The following is a 19,625-nucleotide window of genomic DNA, read 5'->3' as shown; positions in this document are numbered from 1 at the left end:
TTGCGTCTGCCCCGATCAGGCCAGTGCAAGATGCATCGGCGGCGCTCCTAAGTGGTAGACCGATCGTCGCGAATGATTGCACGATCCTCCAAGTCTGAACTGGCAAGCCTTCCCCATCTCGTTCGAAGCAGCTAGCTGGATATCAGTTCAGATGCTATATCTATGGGCACAAATGCCTGTTTCGTGGAAAGGCGGCGAACCCGTGTCAAATTCCCTTGCCTCCGAGATTGCCCGATTTGCCACAACGGATGGCATCCATCAGACGGCCATCCCGCGTCTCACGCTTGTCAGGAAGTCCGCCCCGACGGAGCCGCTGCATGGCGTGCACCAGCCGTCGGTCTGCGTCATCGCGCAGGGGCGCAAGCGGGTGATGATGGGCGACCAGGTTTTCGTCTACGATGCGGACAACTATCTCACCGTCTCGGTCGACGTTCCCATCGTCGGCCAAGTGGTCAGCGCCTCGGAAGACGAGCCCTATCTCTGCGTCCGGCTCGACATCGATCCGGCGATGCTGACGGAGCTTATCCTCGATATGCGCCTGCCCGAGACCGAGGAGCGGCGCTGCGAATGCGGCATCGCGCTCGCCCGCACCACGCCGGAGCTGGCCGGCGCCTTCATGCGGCTGGTTTCGCTGCTCGCTTCTCCGGACGACATTACGATGCTCGCGCCGCTAGCGGAGCGCGAAATCCTGTATCGCCTGCTGCGCGGGCCGCAGTCGGCAAAATTGCGGCAGATCGCCATCGGCGACAGCCGGATGCGCCAGATCAACCGCGCCATCGCCTGGTTGAGGAGCAACTACGCCGACCCGTTCAGCGCCGAGACACTGGCCCAGGAGGCGCGCATGAGCCTGTCCTCGCTGCATTTCCATTTCAAGGAGGTCACCGGCGTCAGCCCGCTGAACTACCAGAAGCAGTTGCGGTTGCAGGAGGCGCGGCGGCTGATCCTCGGGGATCGGCTCGATGCGGCGACCGCCGGCCACCGCGTCGGCTATGACAGCCCATCGCAGTTCAGCCGCGAATACAGCCGCCTATTCGGCGCCCCGCCGCGCCGCGACATCGAGCGCCTGCGCCGCAGCCCGGGACCTCTCGAGGAAGCCTGAGGCTTCCGGTCCTCACTTCACGAAGGTGACGAACTCGTCCAGCAAGGCGCGTTCGGTGCTGAAATTGTTCTCCGGCTTCGAGGTGTCCTCGTAGCCGATCGCCATGCCGCAGGTGAGGATCTCCTCGTCCGGAATGCCAAGCACCGGCCGGATCTGCTTGTGATAGGGCGCAAACGCCGCCTGCGGGCAGGTGTGCAGCCCCCTGCCCCGCGCCGCGATCATGATCGACTGCAGGAACATGCCGTGGTCGATCCACGAGCCCTGGTTCAGCCGCCGGTCGATGGTGAAGATCAGCCCCATCGGCGCGTCGAAGAAGACGAAGTTGCGGTCGTGCTGCGCCCGCATCTGGTTGACGTCGCGCTTGGGGATGCCGAGCGCGTCATAGAGCGCGAAGCCTACCGCGCGGCGGCGCGCGTAATACGGCTCGAAGAACTTGTCCGGATAGTATTTGTATTCGTCCCATGCGATCTTCTCGGCGCGGATGCCGGAGTTGAGCACCGCCTCGGACACCGCTTTCAGCCTCTCGCCGGTGACGACGTAGACCTTCCACGGCTGCATGTTGGTGCCGGAGGGCGCGCGCGAGGCGACGGTGAGGATGTCGCGGATCGTTCGCTCGTCCACCATGTCCGGCAGAAAGGCGCGCACCGATTTGCGCGACGTGATCGCCGCGTCGACGATGGCACTCTCGTCGACGATCTCCGGTTTCAGTTGCGGTGCTGCCATCGGGTGGCCCTTCGACTCGATTCCGGCCCGCCTCCGGCGGGCGAACGCCCTGCAATTCGCATGGGCCACAGCCGACCGCAACCCCTGTGCCAGCAGTGAAATCTTCCTTGATATTTTCACTCCATCGGCGATGATGAAAATCATGAACCATATTTCACGCCCTCCCGAGCCACCGAGGATCAGGCATCTCGCCTCGGACCTCAGGGCGCTGCGCAAGGCGCGCGGCATGACGCTGGCGGAGCTCGCCGCCCGCCTCGGCCGCTCGCTCGGCTGGGTCAGCCAGGTCGAGCGCGGCATCTCTTCACCCGCGATCGCCGATCTGCGTGCACTCGCCACCGTCTACGGCGTGCCGCTCAGCCTGTTCTTCGCCAATGACGACGGGCCGGAGGCCGAGCGCGGGGTCATCGTGCGCGCGGTCGGCCGTCGCCGGCTGGGCTCGACCGATACCGGCCTGGTCGAGGAGCTTCTCTCGCCCGACCTCGGCGGCAGCTTCGAGATCCTGCGCTCGGAGTTCGCGCCCGGTGCCGCCCTCGACAAGCCGTCGCTGCGCGCCACAGAGGAGGCCGGCTATCTGGTGTCGGGCCGCTTCGAGATCGAGATCGATGGCATCTGGCACGCCCTGCGCGAGGGCGATTCCTTCCGCTTCCGCGAAAAGCCATTCCGATGGCGCAATCCGGGCACGGCGCCCGCGGTTGTCATCTGGGTGGTAAGCCCGCCGGTGTATTGAGGAGGATCGTCTTGGCTGATTTTCCCACCCAGGCCCGCGTGGTCATCATCGGCGGCGGCGCGGTGGGCGTGTCTTCGCTCTATCACCTCGCCAAAGCCGGCTGGACCGACTGCGTGCTTCTGGAAAAGAATGAGCTGACCTCCGGTTCGACCTGGCACGCCGCCGGAAACGTGCCGACCTTCTCGTCGTCCTGGTCGCTGATGAACATGCAGCGCTACTCGGCCGAGCTTTATCGCGGGCTGGCTGAGGCCGTCGGCTATCCGATGAATTATCACGTCACCGGCTCGATCCGGCTCGCCCACAGCAAGGAACGGATGCGCGAGTTCCAGCGTGCCAAGGGCATGGGCCGCTACCAGGGCATGGCGATCGACCTGATCGGTCCGAACGAGATCAAGTCAAAATATCCCTTTATCGAACTGCACGACCTCGAGGGCGCGCTCTACGATCCGAATGACGGCGACATCGACCCCGCACAGCTCACCCAAGCGCTGGCCAAAGGCGCGCGCGATATGGGGGCCCGGATCGAGCGCTTCTGCCCGGTGACGGCTGTCCGCCGCGACGGCGACGAATGGATCGTCTCGACGCCCAAGGGCGACATCCGCTGCGAGAAGATCGTCAACGCCGCCGGCTACCGCGCCGCCGAGGTCGGAAAGCTGTTCGGCCGCGACATCCCGATGATGGTGATGAGCCATCAATACATCCTGTTCGAGGAAATCCCCGAGCTCGCCGCCTGGACCAAGGAGGTCGGCCACAAGCTGCCGCTGCTGCGCGACGTCGACACGTCCTACTACCTGCGGCAGGAAAAGAGCGGCATGAATCTGGGCCCCTACGAGCGCAACTGCCGCGCCCACTGGGCCACGCCCGATGACCGGATGCCGGACGACTTCTCCTTCCAGCTTTTCCCGGACGATCTGGAGCGGCTGGAATGGTACCTGAACGACGCCATCGCGCGCGTGCCGATCCTCGGCACGGCCGGCCTGTCCAAGGTCATCAACGGCCCGATCCCCTATGCGCCCGACGGCAATCCGCTGATCGGCCTGATGCCCGGCGTGCCCAATGCTTACGAAGCCTGCGTCTTCACCTTCGGCATCGCTCAGGCCGGCGGCGCCGGAAAGGTGCTGGCCGAATGGGTGACAGAAGGCGCGACCGAATGGGACATGTGGTCCTGCGACCCGCGCCGCTTCACCAAGTTTGCCGCAGCCCCCGACTACGCCGTCGCCAAGGGGCTGGAGGTCTACGGCCATGAATACGCGATCTCCTTCCCCCGCCACGCCTGGCCGGACGGCCGTAACCGCAAGCTGTCGCCGATTCACGACCGCATTGCCGCCCTCGGCGCCCAGTTCGCGCCCTACAACGGCTGGGAGCGCGCCACCTGGTATGCCAAGCCCGGCGACGACACGTCCGAACAAGCAACGCAGACCTTCAACCGCGACGGCCCATGGCAGAAGCGCATCCGCGAGGAATGCCTCGCCGTTCGCGACGCCGCCGGCATCCTCGACCTGCCGGGCTTCTCGCGCTTCCGTGTCCAGGGCGAAGGCGCGCGCGAATGGCTGTCGGGCCTGATCACCGGCGTCGTGCCGAAGCCCGGCCGCATAGGCCTCGGCTATTTCGCCGACGACAAGGGCCGCATCGTCACCGAAATGTCGATCATGGCGCTGGCGGAAGACTTCTTCTTCCTGATCACCGCCGCCGTGGCGCAGCTCCACGACTTTGAGTGGCTTGCAAGCCACCTGCCAGAAGGCACTCAAATTGCTCTGAAAGACGCGACGGAGGATTTCACCTGCCAGATCCTCACCGGCCCCCGGACACGCGACATCCTCTCGAAGGTCACCGACGCAGACCTGACGAAACCCTGGCTCACCCACCAGTCCTGCCAGATCGCCGGCCGCTGGCTCCAGCTCGTGCGCGTCTCCTTCGCCGGCGAGCTCGGCTGGGAGCTGCACACCAAGGTCGAGGACACCGCCGCCGTCTTCGACGCCGTCTGGCAGGCCGGGCAGGTACACGGCCTGAAACCCTTTGGCATGTTCGCGCTCGATTCGCTCCGGCTCGAAAAGGGCTACCGCGCCTGGAAGCAGGACCTGTCGACCGACTATTCAGTCCTCCAGGGCGGGCTCGAACGCTTCGTCAGGTGGGACAAACCGAATTTCAAAGGCAAGTCGGCCTTGCTGAACGAGAAGCAACGGGGCGTGACGAAGCGCTTCGTCACGTTGGTGATCGAGAACCCCGGCCCCTGCGACGCGCCTTACATGTCGACGCTCTGGCATGACGGCGCCATCGTCGGCGAGACGCTGTCAGGAGGCTGGGGCCACCGGGTCGACAAATCGCTGGCGCTGGGCATGCTCAGAGCCGACCTCGCGGAGCCCGGCACGGCGGTCGAGGTCGAGATATTCGGCGACAGGTTCCAGGCGATCGTGCAGAAGGACGAGCCCCTTTGGGACCCGACAAACGAGAGATTGCGCGCATGACGAACCTGCCCTTCCCGGACGAGAGCTTCGGTGCCTTTTTGTTCGACATGGACGGCACGATCCTCAACTCCATCGCCGCCGCGGAGCGCGTCTGGGCCGCCTGGGCGCGCAGGCACGACGTCGACGTGGAAACCTTCCTTCCGACCATCCATGGCCGGCGTGCGCGAGAGACGATCGGGCAGCTGAACATCCCCGGAATGGATGTGGCCGCCGAGGCGATTGCACTTGCCCAGGCGGAAATCGACGATGTCGAGGGCGTCGTCTCGATCGCCGGCGCGGAAGCATTCCTTACCGCGCTCCCCGCCAATCGCTGGGCGATCGTCACCTCAGCGCCGCGCCGCCTCGCGCTGCGCCGGCTTGAGGCCGCCGGCCTGCCGGTGCCTGCGCTGATGATCAGTGGCGAGGACGTAGCCCACGGCAAGCCCGCGCCCGACTGCTTCCTGCTCGCGGCGGAACGGCTGGGCCAGCAGCCGCAGGACTGCCTGGTCTTCGAGGACGCCGCTGCCGGCATCGCGGCGGCCGAGGCCGCTGGTGCGCGGGTGGTGGTCGTCACCGCCACGCACGCGCATACGCCGGAAACCCGGCATCCCACGATCGCCAGCTACGGCCATGTCTCGCCGCGCCTCGACGCGCAGGGGCGGCTGACCATGGCCGGCATCGCCACGATCGCGCGCCCCTGACATGCCCCACCCCTCCTCCCGCATTTCCGGCATCACGCCCTCCGGCAAGGACGGCTGGGAAGTGCATTTCGACGCCATGTCGAGAAAGCAGGCCGGCGAGGACATCATCATGCTGTCGGTGGGCGACCACGATTTCGACACCCCGTCGGAAACGGTCGAGGCGGCGGTGAAATATGTCCGCTCCGGCCATCACCACTATACCCAGCTTCCTGGCCTGCCGCGTCTTCGCGAGGCGATGTCGAAGCTGTCAGCACGGTGCACCGGCGTGGCGACAAGCGCAGCCGAGATCCTCGCCACCCCCGGCGGCCAGGCGGCACTCTTCGCCGCCGTGCAGGCGACCCTCGACCCGGGCCAGCACGCCATCGTCGTTGCGCCCTACTATGCCACCTATCCCGGCACGTTCCGCGCCGCCGGCGCCGGCTTCACCGTGGTCGAGGCCCATGCCGAAGACGGCTTCCAGCCCGACCCCGCGGCAATCGAGAAGGCGGTCCAGGCTAATACGCGGGCGATGCTGATCAACTCGCCGAACAACCCGACGGGCGCGGTCTATTCGCGCAAGAGCCGCGAAGCCATCGCCGACATCTGCCGCCGCCACGATCTCTGGCTGCTTTCCGACGAGGTCTACTGGACCATCGCGCATGGCGAGCACATCTCGCCGCGCAGTCTGCCGGGAATGGCGGAGCGGACGCTGGTCATCAATTCGATGTCCAAGAGCCACGGCATGACCGGCTGGCGCATCGGCTGGCTGACCGGGCCTGAACCGATCGTCTCGCTGCTGATCAGCCTCAACCTCGTCTCGACCTACGGCCTGCCCGACTTCGTGTCGCGCGCAGCGATCGAGGCGCTGGAGAACGATTGGGGCGTCGAGGAAATCGCCCGCATCTACGACACGCGCCGCCTCGCGTTTTTAGACGCCATCCGCGGCATCAATGGCGTCACCGTGCGTGGCTCGGAAGGCGGCATGTACGTCATGCTCGACATCCGCGCGGTCGAACCTGACGACGAGGCCTTCGCCTGGAGGCTGCTCGATGCCGAAAAGGTCGCCGTCATGCCCGGCTCCTCCTTCGGCGATGCCGCCGCCGGATGCATCCGCATCTCGCTCTGCCAACCCGAAGATGTCCTGCGCGAGTCGGCCAGACGCCTGCGGCGGTACATCGCCGGTCACGGCCGGGAGACCCTGCGGCATGGCTGAGCCAGTGCGTATGAACGGTCCGCAACTCAGACGGCCTGACCGCGCGCCGGACTGGAGCGACCGGCACGTGGCAAGAATCAATCCCGAGATACGAGACGCACGCAGCGCCTATCTGAAGGCGATCCACGGCTTTCCGGCATGGGCTCGGGTGGCGCTGCGCTTGCGCAACCGCATCGTCGCCCCGTTCGGATTGCGCACGGAAGGCGCGGAGGGCGGCGACCTGATGGCGACGCTTCCGGTGGTTCACGAAAGCGCCGACCGCCTTGAGGTCGGCCTTGCCGACAAGCACCTCACGTTCACGATCGAAACCGTGCTCTCGGGCGGTCGCGCCGCTGTCACTACCCGGATCTGGTTCAACCACTGGTCCGGCCGGCTCTATCTCGCCGCCGTCCTGCTTCCGCACAAGCTGATCCTGCGCCATTCCCTGAAAGGGCTTGCATGACCGCTCTCCCCGCAAAAGCCCGCGCGGTGATCATCGGCGGCGGCGTCTCCGGCTGCTCGGTCGCGTACCACCTGACGAAACTCGGCTGGACCGACGTGGTGCTTCTTGAGCGCAAGCAACTGACCTCCGGCACCACCTGGCATGCCGCAGGCCTGATCGGCCAGTTGCGCGGCTCGCAGAACATGACCCGGCTCGCGAAATACTCCGCCGACCTCTACGTCAGGCTGGAGGCCGAGACGGGTGTCGCCACCGGCATGCGCCAGGTCGGCTCGATCTCGGTGGCGCTGACCGAGGAGCGCAAGCACGAGCTCTACCGGCAGGCGACGGTGGCACGCGCCTTCGACGTCGACGTGCGCGAGATTTCGCCTGCCGAGGTCAAGGAGATGTACCCGCATCTCAACGTCTCTGACGTCATCGGCGCGGTGCACCTGCCGCTGGATGGGCAGTGCGACCCTGCCAACATCGCGATGGCGCTGGCCAAGGGCGCCCGCCAGCGCGGCGCACTGATTTCGGAGAATACCAAAGTTACCAAGGTCCACGCCAAGAACGGCCACGTGTCCGGCGTTTCGTGGACGAAGGGCGAGGAACACGGCACAATCGAGGCCGACATCGTGATCAACTGCGCCGGCATGTGGGCGCGCGACCTCGGCGCCCAGAATGGCGTCTCAGTCCCGCTCCACGCCTGCGAGCATTTTTATCTCGTGACGGAACCGATCCCTGGACTCACCCGCCTGCCGGTGCTGCGGGTCCCCGACGAGTGTGCCTACTACAAGGAGGACGCCGGCAAGATGATGCTCGGCGCCTTCGAGCCGGTTGCAAAGCCGTGGCCGCCGGCCGGCCAGCGCATCCGCGACGACTTCTGTTTCGACCAGTTGCCTGAGGATATGGACCATTTCGCCCCGATCCTCGACATGGGCGTCAACCGCATGCCGATGCTGGAGACGGCCGGCATCCACACCTTCTTCAACGGTCCCGAGAGCTTTACCCCCGACGACCGCTACTACCTCGGCGAGGCGCCGGAGCTTGGCGGCTACTGGGTCGCGGCGGGTTACAATTCGATCGGCATCGTCTCGTCCGGCGGCGCCGGTATGGCGCTGGCGCAGTGGATCAACGACGGCGAGGCGCCGTTCGACCTATGGGAGGTAGATATCCGCCGGATGCAGCCGTTCCAGAAGAGCCGGACCTACCTGCGCAACCGCGTCACCGAAACGCTCGGCCTGCTTTACGCCGACCATTTCCCCTACCGCCAGATGGCCTCCGCCCGTGGCATTCGCCGCTCCCCTCTGCACGAACACTTGAAGGCGCGCGGCGCGGTGTTTGGCGAGGTCGCCGGCTGGGAGCGCGCCAACTGGTTCGCGAAGCCCGGCCAGGAGCGCGAATACCGCTACTCCTGGAAGCGGCAGAACTGGTTCGACAACAGCCGCGACGAGCACATGGCGGTGCGCACCGGCGTCGGCCTGTTCGACATGACCTCCTTCGGCAAAATTCGTGTCGAGGGTCGAGATGCGCTGTCCTTCCTGCAGCGCGTCTGCGCCAACGACATGGACGTGGCGCCGGGAAAGATCGTCTACACCCAGATGCTGAATGCGAAGGGCGGCATCGAGAGCGACTTAACGGTGTCGAGGCTGTCGGAGACGGCCTTCTTCCTCGTCGTCCCCGGCGCGACGCTGCAGCGCGACCTCGCCTGGCTCAGAAAACATGTCGGCGACGACTTTGCCGTCGTCACGGACGTCACCGCGGGCGAGAGCGTCCTGTGTCTCATGGGGCCAAAGTCGCGTGACCTGATCACGAAGATAAGCCCGAACGACTTCTCAAACGGAACAAATCCCTTCGGCACCTGGCAGGAGATCGAGATCGGCATGGGCCTCGCCCGCGCCCACCGCGTCACCTATGTCGGCGAGCTCGGCTGGGAGCTCTACGTCTCGACAGACCAGGCGGCCCACGTCTTCGAGGCGATCGAAGAAGCCGGCGCGGATCTGGGGCTGAAGCTCTGCGGCCTGCACGCGCTCGATTCCTGCCGCATCGAAAAGGCCTTCCGCCATTTCGGCCACGACATCACCGACGAAGACCACGTGCTGGAGGCGGGCCTCGGCTTCGCGGTGAAAACGGCGAAAGGCGATTTCCTAGGCCGCGACGCGGTGCTGCGGAAAAAGGAGGCCGGATTGAACCGCCGCTTGGTCCAGTTTCGCCTAAAGGATCCCGCCCCTCTCCTCTTCCACAACGAGGCGCTGGTGCGCGACGGCAAAATCGTCGGCACCGTCACGTCGGGAAGTTACGGCCATTTCCTCGGTGGCGCGATCGGCATGGGCTATGTCCCCTGCGCCGGCGAGAGCGAGGCGGACGTCCTCGCCTCGTCCTACGAGATCGAAATCGCCGGCGAGCGCTTCGCGGCGGAAGCGTCGCTCAGGCCGCTCTATGATCCCAAGGCAGAGCGGGTGAGAATGTAGCTCACCCGCCCGGGCCTCTCCTCTCACAGATTCTGCTTGAACCAGTCGCGCTGCGCGGCCGACGAGATCTTGAACGGCTCGCCCGTATAGGCCTCGAAATGCCCGCCCGGCAGCACGACCAGCTTCTTCGGTTCCAGCGCCTGCTCATAGGCCCGCGCGGTCATGTCGAAGGGCGTCAGATGGTCTCCCGACGCGACGACGACCATCAGCGGGGTCGGCGCGATGCGGGCGATGTAGGTTGCGGGCTCGTATTCGGTGAACATCTCGATCGAGTGCAGCGTCACCTCGTTCTTCCAGTTGGTCTCGTGCTCCTCCGCGAAGCGGATGAAGAACTCGTAGGTGTCGGCCGTCGGCAGCGCGCAGGGTTGCCCCTCGGGCGCCGTCACCGGCATCATCGCACCCGCCTCGCCGCGGGCGCGTGCGGCGCGGTCGCCGTCGAAGGCGGCGCGCAGCCCGGCCCAATGGTCGCCGCGGATCAGCCGCCGGGCCGTTTCGAAGCCCCAGGTCAGCGGCACCTGCGAAACGACGCACTTCACCCGCCGGTCGAGGGCGGCGACGACAAGCACATGCCCGCCGGCATAGCTCGATCCCCACACGCCGATCCGATTCGGGTCGACATCGCTCTGGGTCTGCGCCCAGGTGATCGCGTCGCGATAGCCGTTGATCTGCGCCCAGGGATCGGCATGGCCGCGCGGGCTGCCGTCGCTGACGCCGAAGTTGCGGTGATCGTAGACGATGACGCCAAGCCCCGCCGCCGAAAACACCTCGGCGAAGCTGTCGAGGTAGATTTCGCGCGTCGCGGTGAAGCCGTGCGCCATGACAACGGTCGGCGCCGGCCCATCCACTCCCTTCGCCTTGTAGTGCCAGCCCCGCAGGGTCACGCCGTCCTCAGTCCTGAATTCGATGTCGCGTCGCATAGTGTCCTCCCGTGACAGGTTTCGAGACCGCCTTGATGCAACGCCGGCGCCGGCCGCGCTTGCATGGGAGGGAAGCGGCTTGTTCGACAGGGAAGTGGTTGTGCGATAATCTTCGCCCGCGCCTCGGGAGGATGGCGCGGGAGGATCTTGATGACGGCCGGTACCTGGAGGTCCACCGACGTGCCGCAGGCGCTGCGCGCGGAAGCGACGCGCGCCATGCTGAGCGACGTCCACCTGCCCTGGTCGCTCGACCTGCCCGACCGTATCCCGCACGACTGCCGGCTTGATTGGCATGGGCTTGGTGGCTGCACCATCGTCGAGTGCCGCAGCGCGCCGCTGTCGGGCTTTCGCGAGGCGCCGGACATCCGTCGCACCGAGGGCGATCATTTCGGCCTTCTCCTCGTGCTTTCCGGCCGCGAGCGCGTGCGGCAGGCAGATGTCGTCGCCACGCTCGGCCCCGGCGACATGCTCTTGTGGAACAGCTCCCGCCCGATCCGGTTCGAGATCGTCGACACGCTGCACAAGGTCACGCTCATCGTGCCGCGCGAACGGCTTGCCCGCGCAGCCTCTGCGGAGCCGCGCGGGGCGAGGCAGCTCGAAAGCCGCGGCGGGCTCGGGGCGCTGGCAGCCGGCCACCTGGCCTCCCTCTCCAAAGTCGTCGCCGACATTCCAGTCGGGCATGCGCCACTCGCCGCCGACATCCTCGTCGACCTGCTCGGCCGGATGCTCGATCCCGTCGCGCCCTCTCCCGCCGGCGGCGACCTGTTCAGGCGTCTCCTGCGGCATATCGAGGACAACCTCGACGACCCGGAGCTCACGCCGTCGCGCATCGCCGCCCGGTTCGGCATCTCGCCGCGCTACCTGCACATGCTGTGGTCAGGCAGCGGCGGCACAGTGTCCACGCATATCCGCTCGCGCCGGCTCGACGCCATGCGGCGGGACCTCGCCGACCCCCGCCTCTCGCACCGCTCGATCACGGACATCGCACTCGCCTGGGGCTTCTCCGACGCTGCTCACGCCAGCCGCGCCTTCAGCGCCGCGTTCGGCCGCTCGCCTAGCGCCTACCGCTCGAGCCGGCGCCAGTAGCCGCGGACGGACAAAGCCCCGGCAGGTGGAGGTCAGCCTCCTGCCGGGGTAACGAAGCGGTGGCGCCGGGGAACGTCGGCGCCACGCTTGGGGGAAACTACTGGACGATGACGATGCGGGTGTTCTGCTGGCCGAACGTCTTGACCAGCGTGTAGAACGCCTCGGCATTCGTCGGGTGCAGCCGGATGCAGCCATGCGAGGCCGGGCGGCCGAGATTCTTCACGTGCGGCGTGGCGTGCACCGCATAGCCGCCGGTGAAGAACACCGAATGCGGCATCGGTGCGTTGTCGTATTTCTTCGAATACCACATCTCGTGCATGCGGTAGGGCTTCCACGAGCCGGTCGGCGTCACGTAGCCCTTGCCGGCGGTCGAGACCTTCCATTCATAGGTGGGGCGGCCGCCGACGCTGACCTGCATGGTCTGCGTCGAGAGCTGGACACGGGCGACGACTTCGTTCGAAACCGAAGCCTCGGCTGGGGCGTTGCCGGCGGCGAGCATCAGGCTGAAGCCGGTTGCTGCGATCGCGGCGATGTTGATGAAACGGGCGGTAAGAGCGGTCACTGGAGCCTCCATCTGTCTTGTTAGCGTCTGCTGCGCTTGGATGGAGGGAATTTGCAGCGGCTGTGTATCCCGCGAATTTCACACCGCGTTCATCTTTGTTTCGAATTGGTTTCCGTTTCGGACATTTTCGAAACGTCGCCGCGCCGATCCGGCAGCATTGTGTCTCATCGCGCGAAATAGCCGGATTCCCAGCAACTTATGGCAACAAACCGCGATTTCGAGCGGCACAGTCCCGATACACGGTCAAAGCATCCTGCGAGCATGAAAGACAACGGCCCTCGCGCGGCACGCGCAGCCGGGCCTTGAGGAGAAACGCTCATGCGTTCGAAACTCGGATCGACGGTCCTGATCGGACTGCTCTATGGACAGGCGGCACTCGGCCTCGTGGCCGTCGGCGCCGTTCTCATGAAGGATCACTCCGGCGCGCAGGCGCTCGCCACCCCAACGGTCGAAATTGCTTCCGCGATGACGGCGGCGGTCCGCTAGGTGCAACCCGGGGCACGCAGATCGGCTGAAAGGCGTCTTGCGGGCGAGACCCGCTTCGCGCTCCTATGCGCCTTTCGGCGGATCGAACCGGTATCCGGCCCCGCGCACGGTGACGATCGCCTCGGAATCGAGCTTGCGGCGCAGCCGCACGATGCGGGAATCGATCGACCGGTCGAAGGCGTCGTAGCTTTCGGCCGGAGCCGCCGCGATGATGTCGTCGCGGTTGATGACCGTATGCGGACGGGCGGCGAACAGTTTCAGCATCGCCACCTGGCCGGCGGAAAGCTGCTCCTCCTCGCCGGAATGGTGCATGACGAGTGCCGCCCGCAGGTCGACGGTCGAGTTCTCGAGCGGCAGCAGGTCGGGCGCTGGAAAGCCGCGCCGGGTCAGGATGCCGCCGATACGGGTCGCCGCCTCGCGCAGGTTGAACGGCGCCTCGATGACGTCGGACGCGCCGAGTTCGAGGGCGATCACCTTCTCGATCAGCGCCGGCCCGACCGAGACGACGACGAAGGACGGTCCCTCCTCCCCGCCATAGTCGCGCAGGAGGTCGAGGCCGGACCCGCCGGGAAGCTGCAGATCGACGACAGCGAGATCAGGCTTGCCGGCAAAGAGCGGCCGCGCCGACCAGATCTCGTGCGCCATCGTCACGTCGTGTCCGCGACGGCGCAGGTATTCGCCGAGCTGGACGCCGGTCTCCTTGCTCGCCGAGACAACCGCAATCACCGCTCTGGCGGACATGGACCTTCCGAAAAAAAGAGATAAAGAGAGACTCGGGCATCATGTTTACACCCAATCTGCTTTCCGGAACCAGCGGGGAAGACAGCGCCGTGCGATCGAAAATCGTTGTGGTGGACGACGAGCCGGATCTTCGCGATGCGGTCGCGGAATATCTGACGGCGAGCGGCTATGACGTAACGGCCGTCGGCGACGCCGCCGCCATGCGCGAGATCGCCCGGGAACAGACCTTCCACCTGGCGATCCTCGACATCTCCATGCCCGGCGAGGACGGACTCTCCCTCGGCCGCTGGCTGCGCTCCAAGATGCCGGTCGGCATCATCTTCGCCACTGCCTCCGGCACCTCGATCGACCGCATCGTCGGCCTCGAGCTCGGCGCCGACGACTACATCGTCAAGCCCTACGAGTTGCGCGAGCTTCTGGCCCGCGTGCGCTCGGTCCTGCGGCGCGTGCCGGCGCCTACGGGAACAGTGTCCGACGACGACGGTCCCCTGCGCCCTGCCCGCCGCGTCGTCACCTTCGGCGGCTTTTCGGCAGACCTCGACGGCCGCATGGTGACGGGACCGAGCGGCGGCATGGTCGAGATGGCCAAGAGCGAATTCGACGTGCTGGAGGTCTTTCTCACCCGCGCCAACCGGTTGCTCAGCCGCTCCGCGATCGCCGAGGCGATCGGACTCGTCGAGGAAACCGACGATTCGCGTGCGCTCGACATCCGCATCATGCGTCTGCGAAAGAAGATCGAGGCGGATCCCTCCAACCCCCGTTTCCTGCGCACGGTGCGCGGCGAAGGTTATATCTTCTCGCTGTCCGATGCCGGAAAGACCGCCTAGGGAGGCTGCGTGCGGGACATTACTCTGGCCGCCATTGAAGACATCTCCCAAGCCCGGCAGGAGTACCAGTCGCGCGGGCTGACGGTGGTGGTGGCGGACCTCATGCGGCGTCTGCGCCAGTCGATCGACTGGCAGCAGGAAATCGACGACGCGCTCGCCATCCTCGGCATGGCGTTCGACTGCCATCGCTCTGTGCTGTTCCGCATGCGCGACATCTCCGGCCAGGGCTTCTCCCAGACGATCTTCTCCTACTGGATCGACCGGACCGTGCTCGGGCAGGAAGGCAGACCGACGACCATCGTGAAGTCGATGATCGAATCCGACTCCCTCCTTCAGCAACTCTCCGAGGAAGCCCGGCGCGGCACCGTCTTCGCCGGCCACACCCGCGAGCTGAGCGGTTTCCTGCGCGAGGATTTCGAGCGCCAGCGTATCAAGTCGTTCATATCCTTCCCCGTCTTCGCGCACGGCTATGTGTGGGGAACGCTGGCCGTCAACGACTGCGTCACCGAGCGCAACTGGACCGACGAGGAGCATTCTGCGCTCAGCATGGTGGCGCTGATCATCGGCGATGCGATCGAGCGCTCGCAGACCGAGGCGCACATCGCAGAGACGTTTCGCACCACGATGCTCAACGCCGCCCTCGACGGCATGGTGATCATCGACGAGAGCGGGGGTATCATCGAGTTCAACCCGGCCGCTGAGCGCATGTTCGGCTGGAAGAAGCACGACGTGCTCGGCCGCAACATCGTCACGACGCTCATCCCGCTCGAATACCGCCCCATGCTGATCAACGGCCTGCGCTCCTATCTCGAGAGCGACGCCGGCCGCATGATCGGCAAGCGTTTCGAGATGAACGGCACCAACGCCAAGGGCGAGATCTTCCCGGTTGAGCTCACCATCTCCGAGGTGAACGCGGCCGGGCGTAAGCTGTTCATCGGGGCGGTGCGCGACCTGCGCGAGCGGCGGCGCGCCGAGGAGGAGATCAACCGGCAGCGCGACCGGCTGCACCAGAACGAGAAGATGGCGGCGATGGGCTCGCTGCTGGCCGGCGTGTCGCATGAGTTGAACAACCCGCTCGCGGTGGTGGTCGCCCAATCGACGCTGCTGCACGAGTTCGCGCCGGACGCCTCGACCAAGACGCGCGCGGAAAAGGTGCGCGCCGCCGCCGAGCGCTGCGGCCGCATCGTCAAGAGCTTCCTCGGCATGGTGCGGCTGCATCCGACCGCGCAGGCCGAGACCGACCTCAACCAGGTGATCCGCTCCGCGCTGGAGATCAGCGCCTACGGCGCGCGCTCGTCGGGCATCGTCGTCGAGACGTCGCTGTCGCCCGCGGCCCTCCCCGTGCTGGGCGACGCCGACCACCTGACCCAGGTGGCGGCAAACTTCCTCGTCAACAGCCAGCACGCGCTCGCCTCGGTCAACGGAGAGCGGCGCATCAAGGTCCGCACAGAGCAGACGCCGTCCGGGCTTGCCCGCTTCACGGTCGAGGACAATGGTCCCGGCATCCCGAAGGATATCCGCGAGCGGATCTTCGAATCCTACTTCACCACCAAGCCGGTGGGCGTCGGCACCGGCATCGGACTGTCGATCTCCAAGTCGATCGTCGAGCGCCACAACGGCACGGTCTGGTACGAAGAAGGCGACACCGGCGGGGCGCGCTTCGTGGTCGAGCTTCCGCTGGTGGCGCGTTCGCTCGGCGAAATCGCAGGGACGGCGCCGAAGTCGACCAACATTCGCACGGCACTCATCATCGACGACGAGCCCGACGTGGCCGCATCGCTGGCCGACATCCTGGAACTGATGGGGATAAAGTCCGTCATTCATACTGGATGGACCGAAGCGCGCGAGGGCGTCGACCGGCTCGACATGGAAATCGACATCGTCTTTTCGGACCTTCGCATGCCCGGCGCGAGCGGGCTCGATATCTACCGCGAACTGACGCAGAAGCGGCCGCATCTCGCCCGCCGCTTCGTGCTCGTCACCGGCGACAGCCTCGGCGCGCGGGCCGAATTCGAGGAGATCGCGCCCAAGCTCAGACCGCTCCTGATGGAAAAACCCTTTTCCACGCTCGACGTGCGCGGCGCACTTGCCGCGGTCACCGACCAGATCGGCGCGGAACGGAGCTGACCGCTCGGAGATTGTGTCGAAATCCGACCCGGCGGGCGGATAGTGGCTCTCAGCGCTGCCTCATCGCCTCGACGTCGAGCACATCGTGCCGTGCGATGACCGCGAAGGCTTCCACCTCGTCGGCGACGAAGAAATCCCAGTCCTTCGTCCTCAGGCGGAGCCATACCGTCTCCTGTGAGAAATGCCTGGAGCAGGCGCGGCTGACATGCGGGTTGCGGCGGGCGATGTGCATGCTCGTCTCCTGTCGGTGTCGTCTCAGTGTCGGATGCCGGCATCGGCAAGGCGGACCGTGCGCGTCACGCCGCTGTCCTTGGCAATCGCCAGGATGCAGTCGAGCGTTTCGGAGCCCCAGGCCTGGCCGGCGCAGGCCTTGTCGGTCTCGCTGGCGACGACGAGGCGCGGCGCCTTTTCGGTCGTCGCGACGACCTGGACCGTCGGCGTCTCGGGCTCGACCGCGGCAAAGGCAGCGCGCGGCGACGGCAGGAGCATCATGAAGGCGATCGCACCGACCGAGACGACGGAAAACATCGCCATCTGGTTTTCCGAGGTGCGGGTACGCACGGCGATGCGCGGAAGCGCAGCGAGAACGGAGCGGCGGGCGGCGGGGGCGGCGAGAGCGGACATGGCGTTGGGTCTTTCGTTTGAATTGGTTCCCTGATGACGCCTTTTTTAGGGAAGAGCCGTATCTCCGCAGTGCCGCAGCGTTAACTTCTTTGTAACGGGGCTGTTTCGAATTCCTTTCGTTTATTGCTCGTTTTGGTGCGCCAACGAAACTTGCTTACCGGAGCTGGTTGCGGATCTGGTCGTAGAGGATTTGCGCCGCAGGCGAGAGCGAGCGGCTGCGAACCGTGATCAGGCTGTAGGGCTGAACGACGATTTCGAACTCCGTCGGCAGGATTTCGACCGATCCGTCGAGATCGCCCCTGCCCCGCAGGAAGTTGGCGACCTCGATCGACACCGCGGCGATCGCGTCCGACTGCGCCACCATCACCAGCGTCAGAAGCAGGGACGAGGTGTTCAGGACACGGTCGGGCAGCGGCGCGCCGTGCGAAACGAAGATGCCCTCCAGGGTGCGCCGCAGCAGCGACCCGCCCGGCTGCAGCACCCAGTCGAACTTGTGCAGCTCGTCCAGCCTCACCGCGCCATGGCCGAGCAGCGGATGGCCGCGCCGGACGATGAGGCAGGCCTTCTCGACGCCGATCACGCGCGCTTCGAAGAGACGTGGATTGAGGTCGTCGGGGATGCGGGCGACGATGAAGTCGTGCCGCGAGGCGAGCAGTTCCTTGGCAAGCACCGCGCTGGTCTCGACCTGCATGTTGATCTCGACCTTCGGATAGGTCTCGCGCACGATCTTGATCGCCGGGATGACAAGGTCGATGGCGGGCGCCGTCACAGCGCCGAGATAGACCGAGCCGCCTTTGCCGCTGCGCAGGTCGGCGATCTCGCGGTCGACCTCGCGCAATTCGAGCAGCACTGATCTCGCACGCCGCGCCAGCGCCGTCCCGTAAGGGGTCAGCGCCACGCCGCGCGGCAGCCTCTCACAGATCGGCGCGCCGACGAACGCCTCGATCTCCGCGATCATGCGCGAGGCAGCCGGCTGCGAGATGTTGAGCACGGAGGCAGCCGCACTCACCTGGCCATGTTCGTCGAGTGCGGCGACCATGCGCAGGTGGCCGACCTTGAGGCCGCCGCGTGCCAGCGCCTCGCCGTCGCGCTGTCCCGCCCAGGCCGGGTTTGTCCATCCCTGACGGTCCGACATCCTGTTCCCTCCTCCGGAAAGACATACCGGGCTTGATATACCAATCGCCCGTCTTTGCATTTGACAGTTATATCTTTCACCGACACGTTCGTCATCCAGCGCGGTCCCGGCGATCATCGATAAAAAGACGCCGGGCGACGGGAGGAGCTTTCAGGCCGCGCTCCGCCAATCGCGGCATGCGCCGCGCCCTCATTCGCCCTGCCGTCCAGACACCGATGCAGCCTCTGCCGGCAGCCCCGACACCACCCCAAAGGGAGGAACGACGTGAAATTCCTGAAGACAATCGTGGCGGCGGCTGCCGTCTCCATCCTGGCCATGGCCCCGCAGGCCTTCTCCCAGGAAAAGGGCCTCGTCGGCATAGCCATGCCGACCAAATCCTCGCTGCGCTGGATCAGCGACGGCGACAGCCTGAAGGCCGCGCTCGAAGGCAATGGCTACACCGTCGACCTGCAATATGCCGAGGACGACATCCCGAACCAGCTCGCGCAGATCGAGAACATGGTGACCAAGGGCGCCAAGGTGCTGATCGTCGCCTCGATCGACGGCACCACGCTGTCGGACGTGCTGCAGAAGGCGCATGACGGCGGCGCCAAGGTCGTCGCCTATGACCGCCTGATCCGCCAGAGCGGCAATGTCGACTATTACACCACCTTCGACAACTTCAAGGTCGGCGTCCTGCAGGCCGAGTCGATCCTCAAGGGCCTCGGCTATCCCGAGAACAAGGGCCCGTTCAACATCGAGCTGTTCGGCGGCTCGCCGGACGACAACAACGCCTTCTTCTTCTACGACGGCGCCATGAGCGTGCTGCAGCCGCTGATCGACAAGGGCGACCTGGTCGTCAAGTCCGGCCAGATGGGCATGGAGAAGGTCGGCACGCTGCGCTGGGACGCAGCTGTCGCGCAGGCTCGCATGGATAACATCCTGTCCGCCAACTACTCCGACGGCAGCCGCGTCGACGCGGTCCTCGCCCCGTATGACGGCCTGTCCCGCGGCATCATCTCGTCGCTGCGCGGCGTCGGCTACGGCACCGCCGACCAGCCCTGGCCGATCATCTCGGGCCAGGACGCCGAGACGCCGTCGATCAAGGCGATCATCGCCGGCGAACAGTATTCGACGGTGTTCAAGGACACCCGCGAACTCGCCAAGGTGACCGCCAAGCTGGTCGACGACGTGCTTGCGGGCAAGGAGCCGGAGATCAACGACACCAAGACCTATGACAACGGCGTCAAGGTCGTCCCGTCCTACCTCCTGGTGCCGGTGTCGGTCGACAAGTCGAACTACGAGGAGATCGTGGTCAAGTCGGGCTACATCAAGGCCGAGGACCTGAAGTAGGCTTGAGCCTCTC

At 65.9% G+C, this 19,625-nt stretch carries 19 protein-coding genes; 12 read left to right on the top strand and 7 right to left on the bottom strand.

Translation table 11 applies throughout. From position 1 onward, the window contains the following. The first annotated feature begins 202 nt into the window (after positions 1 to 202). Complete coding sequence (locus B9Z03_RS16720) at positions 203 to 1,099, top strand: AraC family transcriptional regulator (protein ID WP_244561766.1); 897 nt, start codon at positions 203 to 205, stop codon at positions 1,097 to 1,099. A 12-nt stretch (positions 1,100 to 1,111) separates the two neighbouring features. Here the strand turns inward: B9Z03_RS16720 and B9Z03_RS16715 are convergent, their stop codons facing one another. Further along, positions 1,112 to 1,822 (bottom strand): nitroreductase, encoded by a 711-nt coding sequence (locus B9Z03_RS16715; RefSeq protein ID WP_085465244.1) that lies wholly within the window; start codon positions 1,820 to 1,822, stop codon positions 1,112 to 1,114. 142 nt (positions 1,823 to 1,964) lie between these two features. On the opposite strand from B9Z03_RS16715, the gene B9Z03_RS16710 reads away from it, so the two are divergent. The 6 genes from B9Z03_RS16710 to B9Z03_RS16685 are packed head-to-tail and all read left to right on the top strand — an operon-like array spanning position 1,965 to position 9,775. Beyond that, entirely contained in the window at positions 1,965 to 2,549 is a 585-nt protein-coding gene (locus B9Z03_RS16710; RefSeq protein WP_085467707.1) for a helix-turn-helix domain-containing protein, read from the top strand. Positions 2,550 to 2,560: 11 nt separating this feature from the next. Then, on the top strand, positions 2,561 to 5,014 hold the full coding sequence (locus B9Z03_RS16705; protein WP_085465243.1) for a GcvT family protein: 2,454 nt from the start codon (positions 2,561 to 2,563) through the stop codon (positions 5,012 to 5,014). Continuing rightward, positions 5,011 to 5,694, top strand: coding sequence for an HAD-IA family hydrolase (locus B9Z03_RS16700; protein WP_085465242.1), 684 nt, complete (start codon positions 5,011 to 5,013; stop codon positions 5,692 to 5,694). The genes B9Z03_RS16705 and B9Z03_RS16700 overlap by 4 nt, the downstream gene beginning before the upstream one ends. A 1-nt stretch (position 5,695) precedes the next feature. Then, complete coding sequence (locus B9Z03_RS16695; protein WP_085465241.1) at positions 5,696 to 6,886, top strand: pyridoxal phosphate-dependent aminotransferase; 1,191 nt, start codon at positions 5,696 to 5,698, stop codon at positions 6,884 to 6,886. Continuing rightward, complete coding sequence (locus B9Z03_RS16690; RefSeq protein WP_176247545.1) at positions 6,879 to 7,328, top strand: DUF2867 domain-containing protein; 450 nt, start codon at positions 6,879 to 6,881, stop codon at positions 7,326 to 7,328. Before B9Z03_RS16695 ends, B9Z03_RS16690 begins: the two co-directional genes overlap by 8 nt. Next, the gene (locus B9Z03_RS16685; protein ID WP_085465239.1) at positions 7,325 to 9,775 is read left to right on the top strand and encodes a GcvT family protein; all 2,451 of its coding nucleotides are present in this window, start codon (positions 7,325 to 7,327) and stop codon (positions 9,773 to 9,775) included. Before B9Z03_RS16690 ends, B9Z03_RS16685 begins: the two co-directional genes overlap by 4 nt. A 23-nt stretch (positions 9,776 to 9,798) precedes the next feature. Here the strand turns inward: B9Z03_RS16685 and B9Z03_RS16680 are convergent, their stop codons facing one another. Beyond that, positions 9,799 to 10,692, bottom strand: coding sequence for an alpha/beta hydrolase (locus tag B9Z03_RS16680; RefSeq protein ID WP_085465238.1), 894 nt, complete (start codon positions 10,690 to 10,692; stop codon positions 9,799 to 9,801). 150 nt (positions 10,693 to 10,842) lie between these two features. Here B9Z03_RS16680 and B9Z03_RS16675 point away from each other — a divergent pair, with 150 nt between their 5' ends. Beyond that, complete coding sequence (locus B9Z03_RS16675; RefSeq protein ID WP_176247544.1) at positions 10,843 to 11,778, top strand: AraC-like ligand-binding domain-containing protein; 936 nt, start codon at positions 10,843 to 10,845, stop codon at positions 11,776 to 11,778. A gap of 97 nt (positions 11,779 to 11,875) precedes the next feature. On the opposite strand, the gene B9Z03_RS16670 is transcribed toward B9Z03_RS16675, so the two are convergent. Then, positions 11,876 to 12,277 carry a L,D-transpeptidase gene (locus tag B9Z03_RS16670; RefSeq protein ID WP_244561916.1) on the bottom strand — a complete coding sequence of 134 codons (402 nt, stop codon included), beginning with the start codon at positions 12,275 to 12,277 and terminating at the stop codon, positions 11,876 to 11,878. 381 nt (positions 12,278 to 12,658) lie between these two features. On the opposite strand from B9Z03_RS16670, the gene B9Z03_RS29880 reads away from it, so the two are divergent. Further along, the gene (locus B9Z03_RS29880) at positions 12,659 to 12,826 is read left to right on the top strand and encodes a hypothetical protein (RefSeq protein ID WP_176247543.1); all 168 of its coding nucleotides are present in this window, start codon (positions 12,659 to 12,661) and stop codon (positions 12,824 to 12,826) included. A 63-nt stretch (positions 12,827 to 12,889) separates the two neighbouring features. On the opposite strand, the gene B9Z03_RS16665 is transcribed toward B9Z03_RS29880, so the two are convergent. Further along, positions 12,890 to 13,567, bottom strand: a complete 678-nt coding sequence (locus B9Z03_RS16665; RefSeq protein WP_085465235.1) for a response regulator transcription factor — start codon at positions 13,565 to 13,567, stop codon at positions 12,890 to 12,892. 89 nt (positions 13,568 to 13,656) lie between these two features. Here B9Z03_RS16665 and B9Z03_RS16660 point away from each other — a divergent pair, with 89 nt between their 5' ends. After that, positions 13,657 to 14,394, top strand: coding sequence for a response regulator (locus tag B9Z03_RS16660; protein ID WP_085465234.1), 738 nt, complete (start codon positions 13,657 to 13,659; stop codon positions 14,392 to 14,394). Positions 14,395 to 14,496: 102 nt separating this feature from the next. After that, a complete protein-coding gene (locus B9Z03_RS16655; RefSeq protein ID WP_085467706.1) occupies positions 14,497 to 16,521 on the top strand; it encodes a sensor histidine kinase in 2,025 nt (674 codons plus the stop codon). A gap of 49 nt (positions 16,522 to 16,570) precedes the next feature. On the opposite strand, the gene B9Z03_RS16650 is transcribed toward B9Z03_RS16655, so the two are convergent. The 3 genes from B9Z03_RS16650 to B9Z03_RS16640 form a co-directional block, all read right to left on the bottom strand. Then, entirely contained in the window at positions 16,571 to 16,753 is a 183-nt protein-coding gene (locus tag B9Z03_RS16650) for a hypothetical protein (RefSeq protein WP_085465233.1), read from the bottom strand. Between the two features lie 23 nt (positions 16,754 to 16,776). After that, entirely contained in the window at positions 16,777 to 17,145 is a 369-nt protein-coding gene (locus B9Z03_RS16645) for a hypothetical protein (protein WP_085465232.1), read from the bottom strand. A 154-nt stretch (positions 17,146 to 17,299) separates the two neighbouring features. Continuing rightward, positions 17,300 to 18,280, bottom strand: coding sequence for a LysR family transcriptional regulator (locus B9Z03_RS16640; RefSeq protein WP_085465231.1), 981 nt, complete (start codon positions 18,278 to 18,280; stop codon positions 17,300 to 17,302). Positions 18,281 to 18,544: 264 nt separating this feature from the next. Between B9Z03_RS16640 and chvE the strand changes: the two genes are divergently transcribed. Further along, positions 18,545 to 19,612, top strand: coding sequence for a multiple monosaccharide ABC transporter substrate-binding protein (gene chvE / locus B9Z03_RS16635; protein ID WP_085465230.1), 1,068 nt, complete (start codon positions 18,545 to 18,547; stop codon positions 19,610 to 19,612). Positions 19,613 to 19,625: the final 13 nt, after the last annotated feature.

The sequence above is a fragment of the Mesorhizobium australicum genome, from assembly GCF_900177325.1.
GTDB lineage: Bacteria > Pseudomonadota > Alphaproteobacteria > Rhizobiales > Rhizobiaceae > Mesorhizobium_A > Mesorhizobium_A australicum_A.
The sequence above is the reverse complement of the archived record's forward strand: the minus strand, read 5'-3'. Positions and strand labels throughout refer to the sequence as shown.

Bases quoted from the DNA above. Each gene is read 5' to 3' on its own strand.
- B9Z03_RS16650 (WP_085465233.1), bottom strand. From the start codon at position 16,753: ATGCACATCGCCCGCCGCAACCCGCATGTCAGCCGCGCCTGCTCCAGG.
- B9Z03_RS16685 (WP_085465239.1), top strand. From the start codon at position 7,325: ATGACCGCTCTCCCCGCAAAAGCCCGCGCGGTGATCATCGGCGGCGGC.
- B9Z03_RS29880 (WP_176247543.1), top strand. From the start codon at position 12,659: ATGCGTTCGAAACTCGGATCGACGGTCCTGATCGGACTGCTCTATGGA.
- B9Z03_RS16675 (WP_176247544.1), top strand. From the start codon at position 10,843: ATGACGGCCGGTACCTGGAGGTCCACCGACGTGCCGCAGGCGCTGCGC.
- B9Z03_RS16710 (WP_085467707.1), top strand. From the start codon at position 1,965: ATGAACCATATTTCACGCCCTCCCGAGCCACCGAGGATCAGGCATCTC.
- B9Z03_RS16645 (WP_085465232.1), bottom strand. From the start codon at position 17,145: ATGTCCGCTCTCGCCGCCCCCGCCGCCCGCCGCTCCGTTCTCGCTGCG.
- B9Z03_RS16680 (WP_085465238.1), bottom strand. From the start codon at position 10,692: ATGCGACGCGACATCGAATTCAGGACTGAGGACGGCGTGACCCTGCGG.
- B9Z03_RS16640 (WP_085465231.1), bottom strand. From the start codon at position 18,280: ATGTCGGACCGTCAGGGATGGACAAACCCGGCCTGGGCGGGACAGCGC.
- B9Z03_RS16665 (WP_085465235.1), bottom strand. From the start codon at position 13,567: ATGTCCGCCAGAGCGGTGATTGCGGTTGTCTCGGCGAGCAAGGAGACC.
- B9Z03_RS16715 (WP_085465244.1), bottom strand. From the start codon at position 1,822: ATGGCAGCACCGCAACTGAAACCGGAGATCGTCGACGAGAGTGCCATC.
- B9Z03_RS16670 (WP_244561916.1), bottom strand. From the start codon at position 12,277: ATGCTCGCCGCCGGCAACGCCCCAGCCGAGGCTTCGGTTTCGAACGAA.
- B9Z03_RS16690 (WP_176247545.1), top strand. From the start codon at position 6,879: ATGGCTGAGCCAGTGCGTATGAACGGTCCGCAACTCAGACGGCCTGAC.
- B9Z03_RS16700 (WP_085465242.1), top strand. From the start codon at position 5,011: ATGACGAACCTGCCCTTCCCGGACGAGAGCTTCGGTGCCTTTTTGTTC.
- B9Z03_RS16655 (WP_085467706.1), top strand. From the start codon at position 14,497: ATGCGGCGTCTGCGCCAGTCGATCGACTGGCAGCAGGAAATCGACGAC.
- B9Z03_RS16695 (WP_085465241.1), top strand. From the start codon at position 5,696: ATGCCCCACCCCTCCTCCCGCATTTCCGGCATCACGCCCTCCGGCAAG.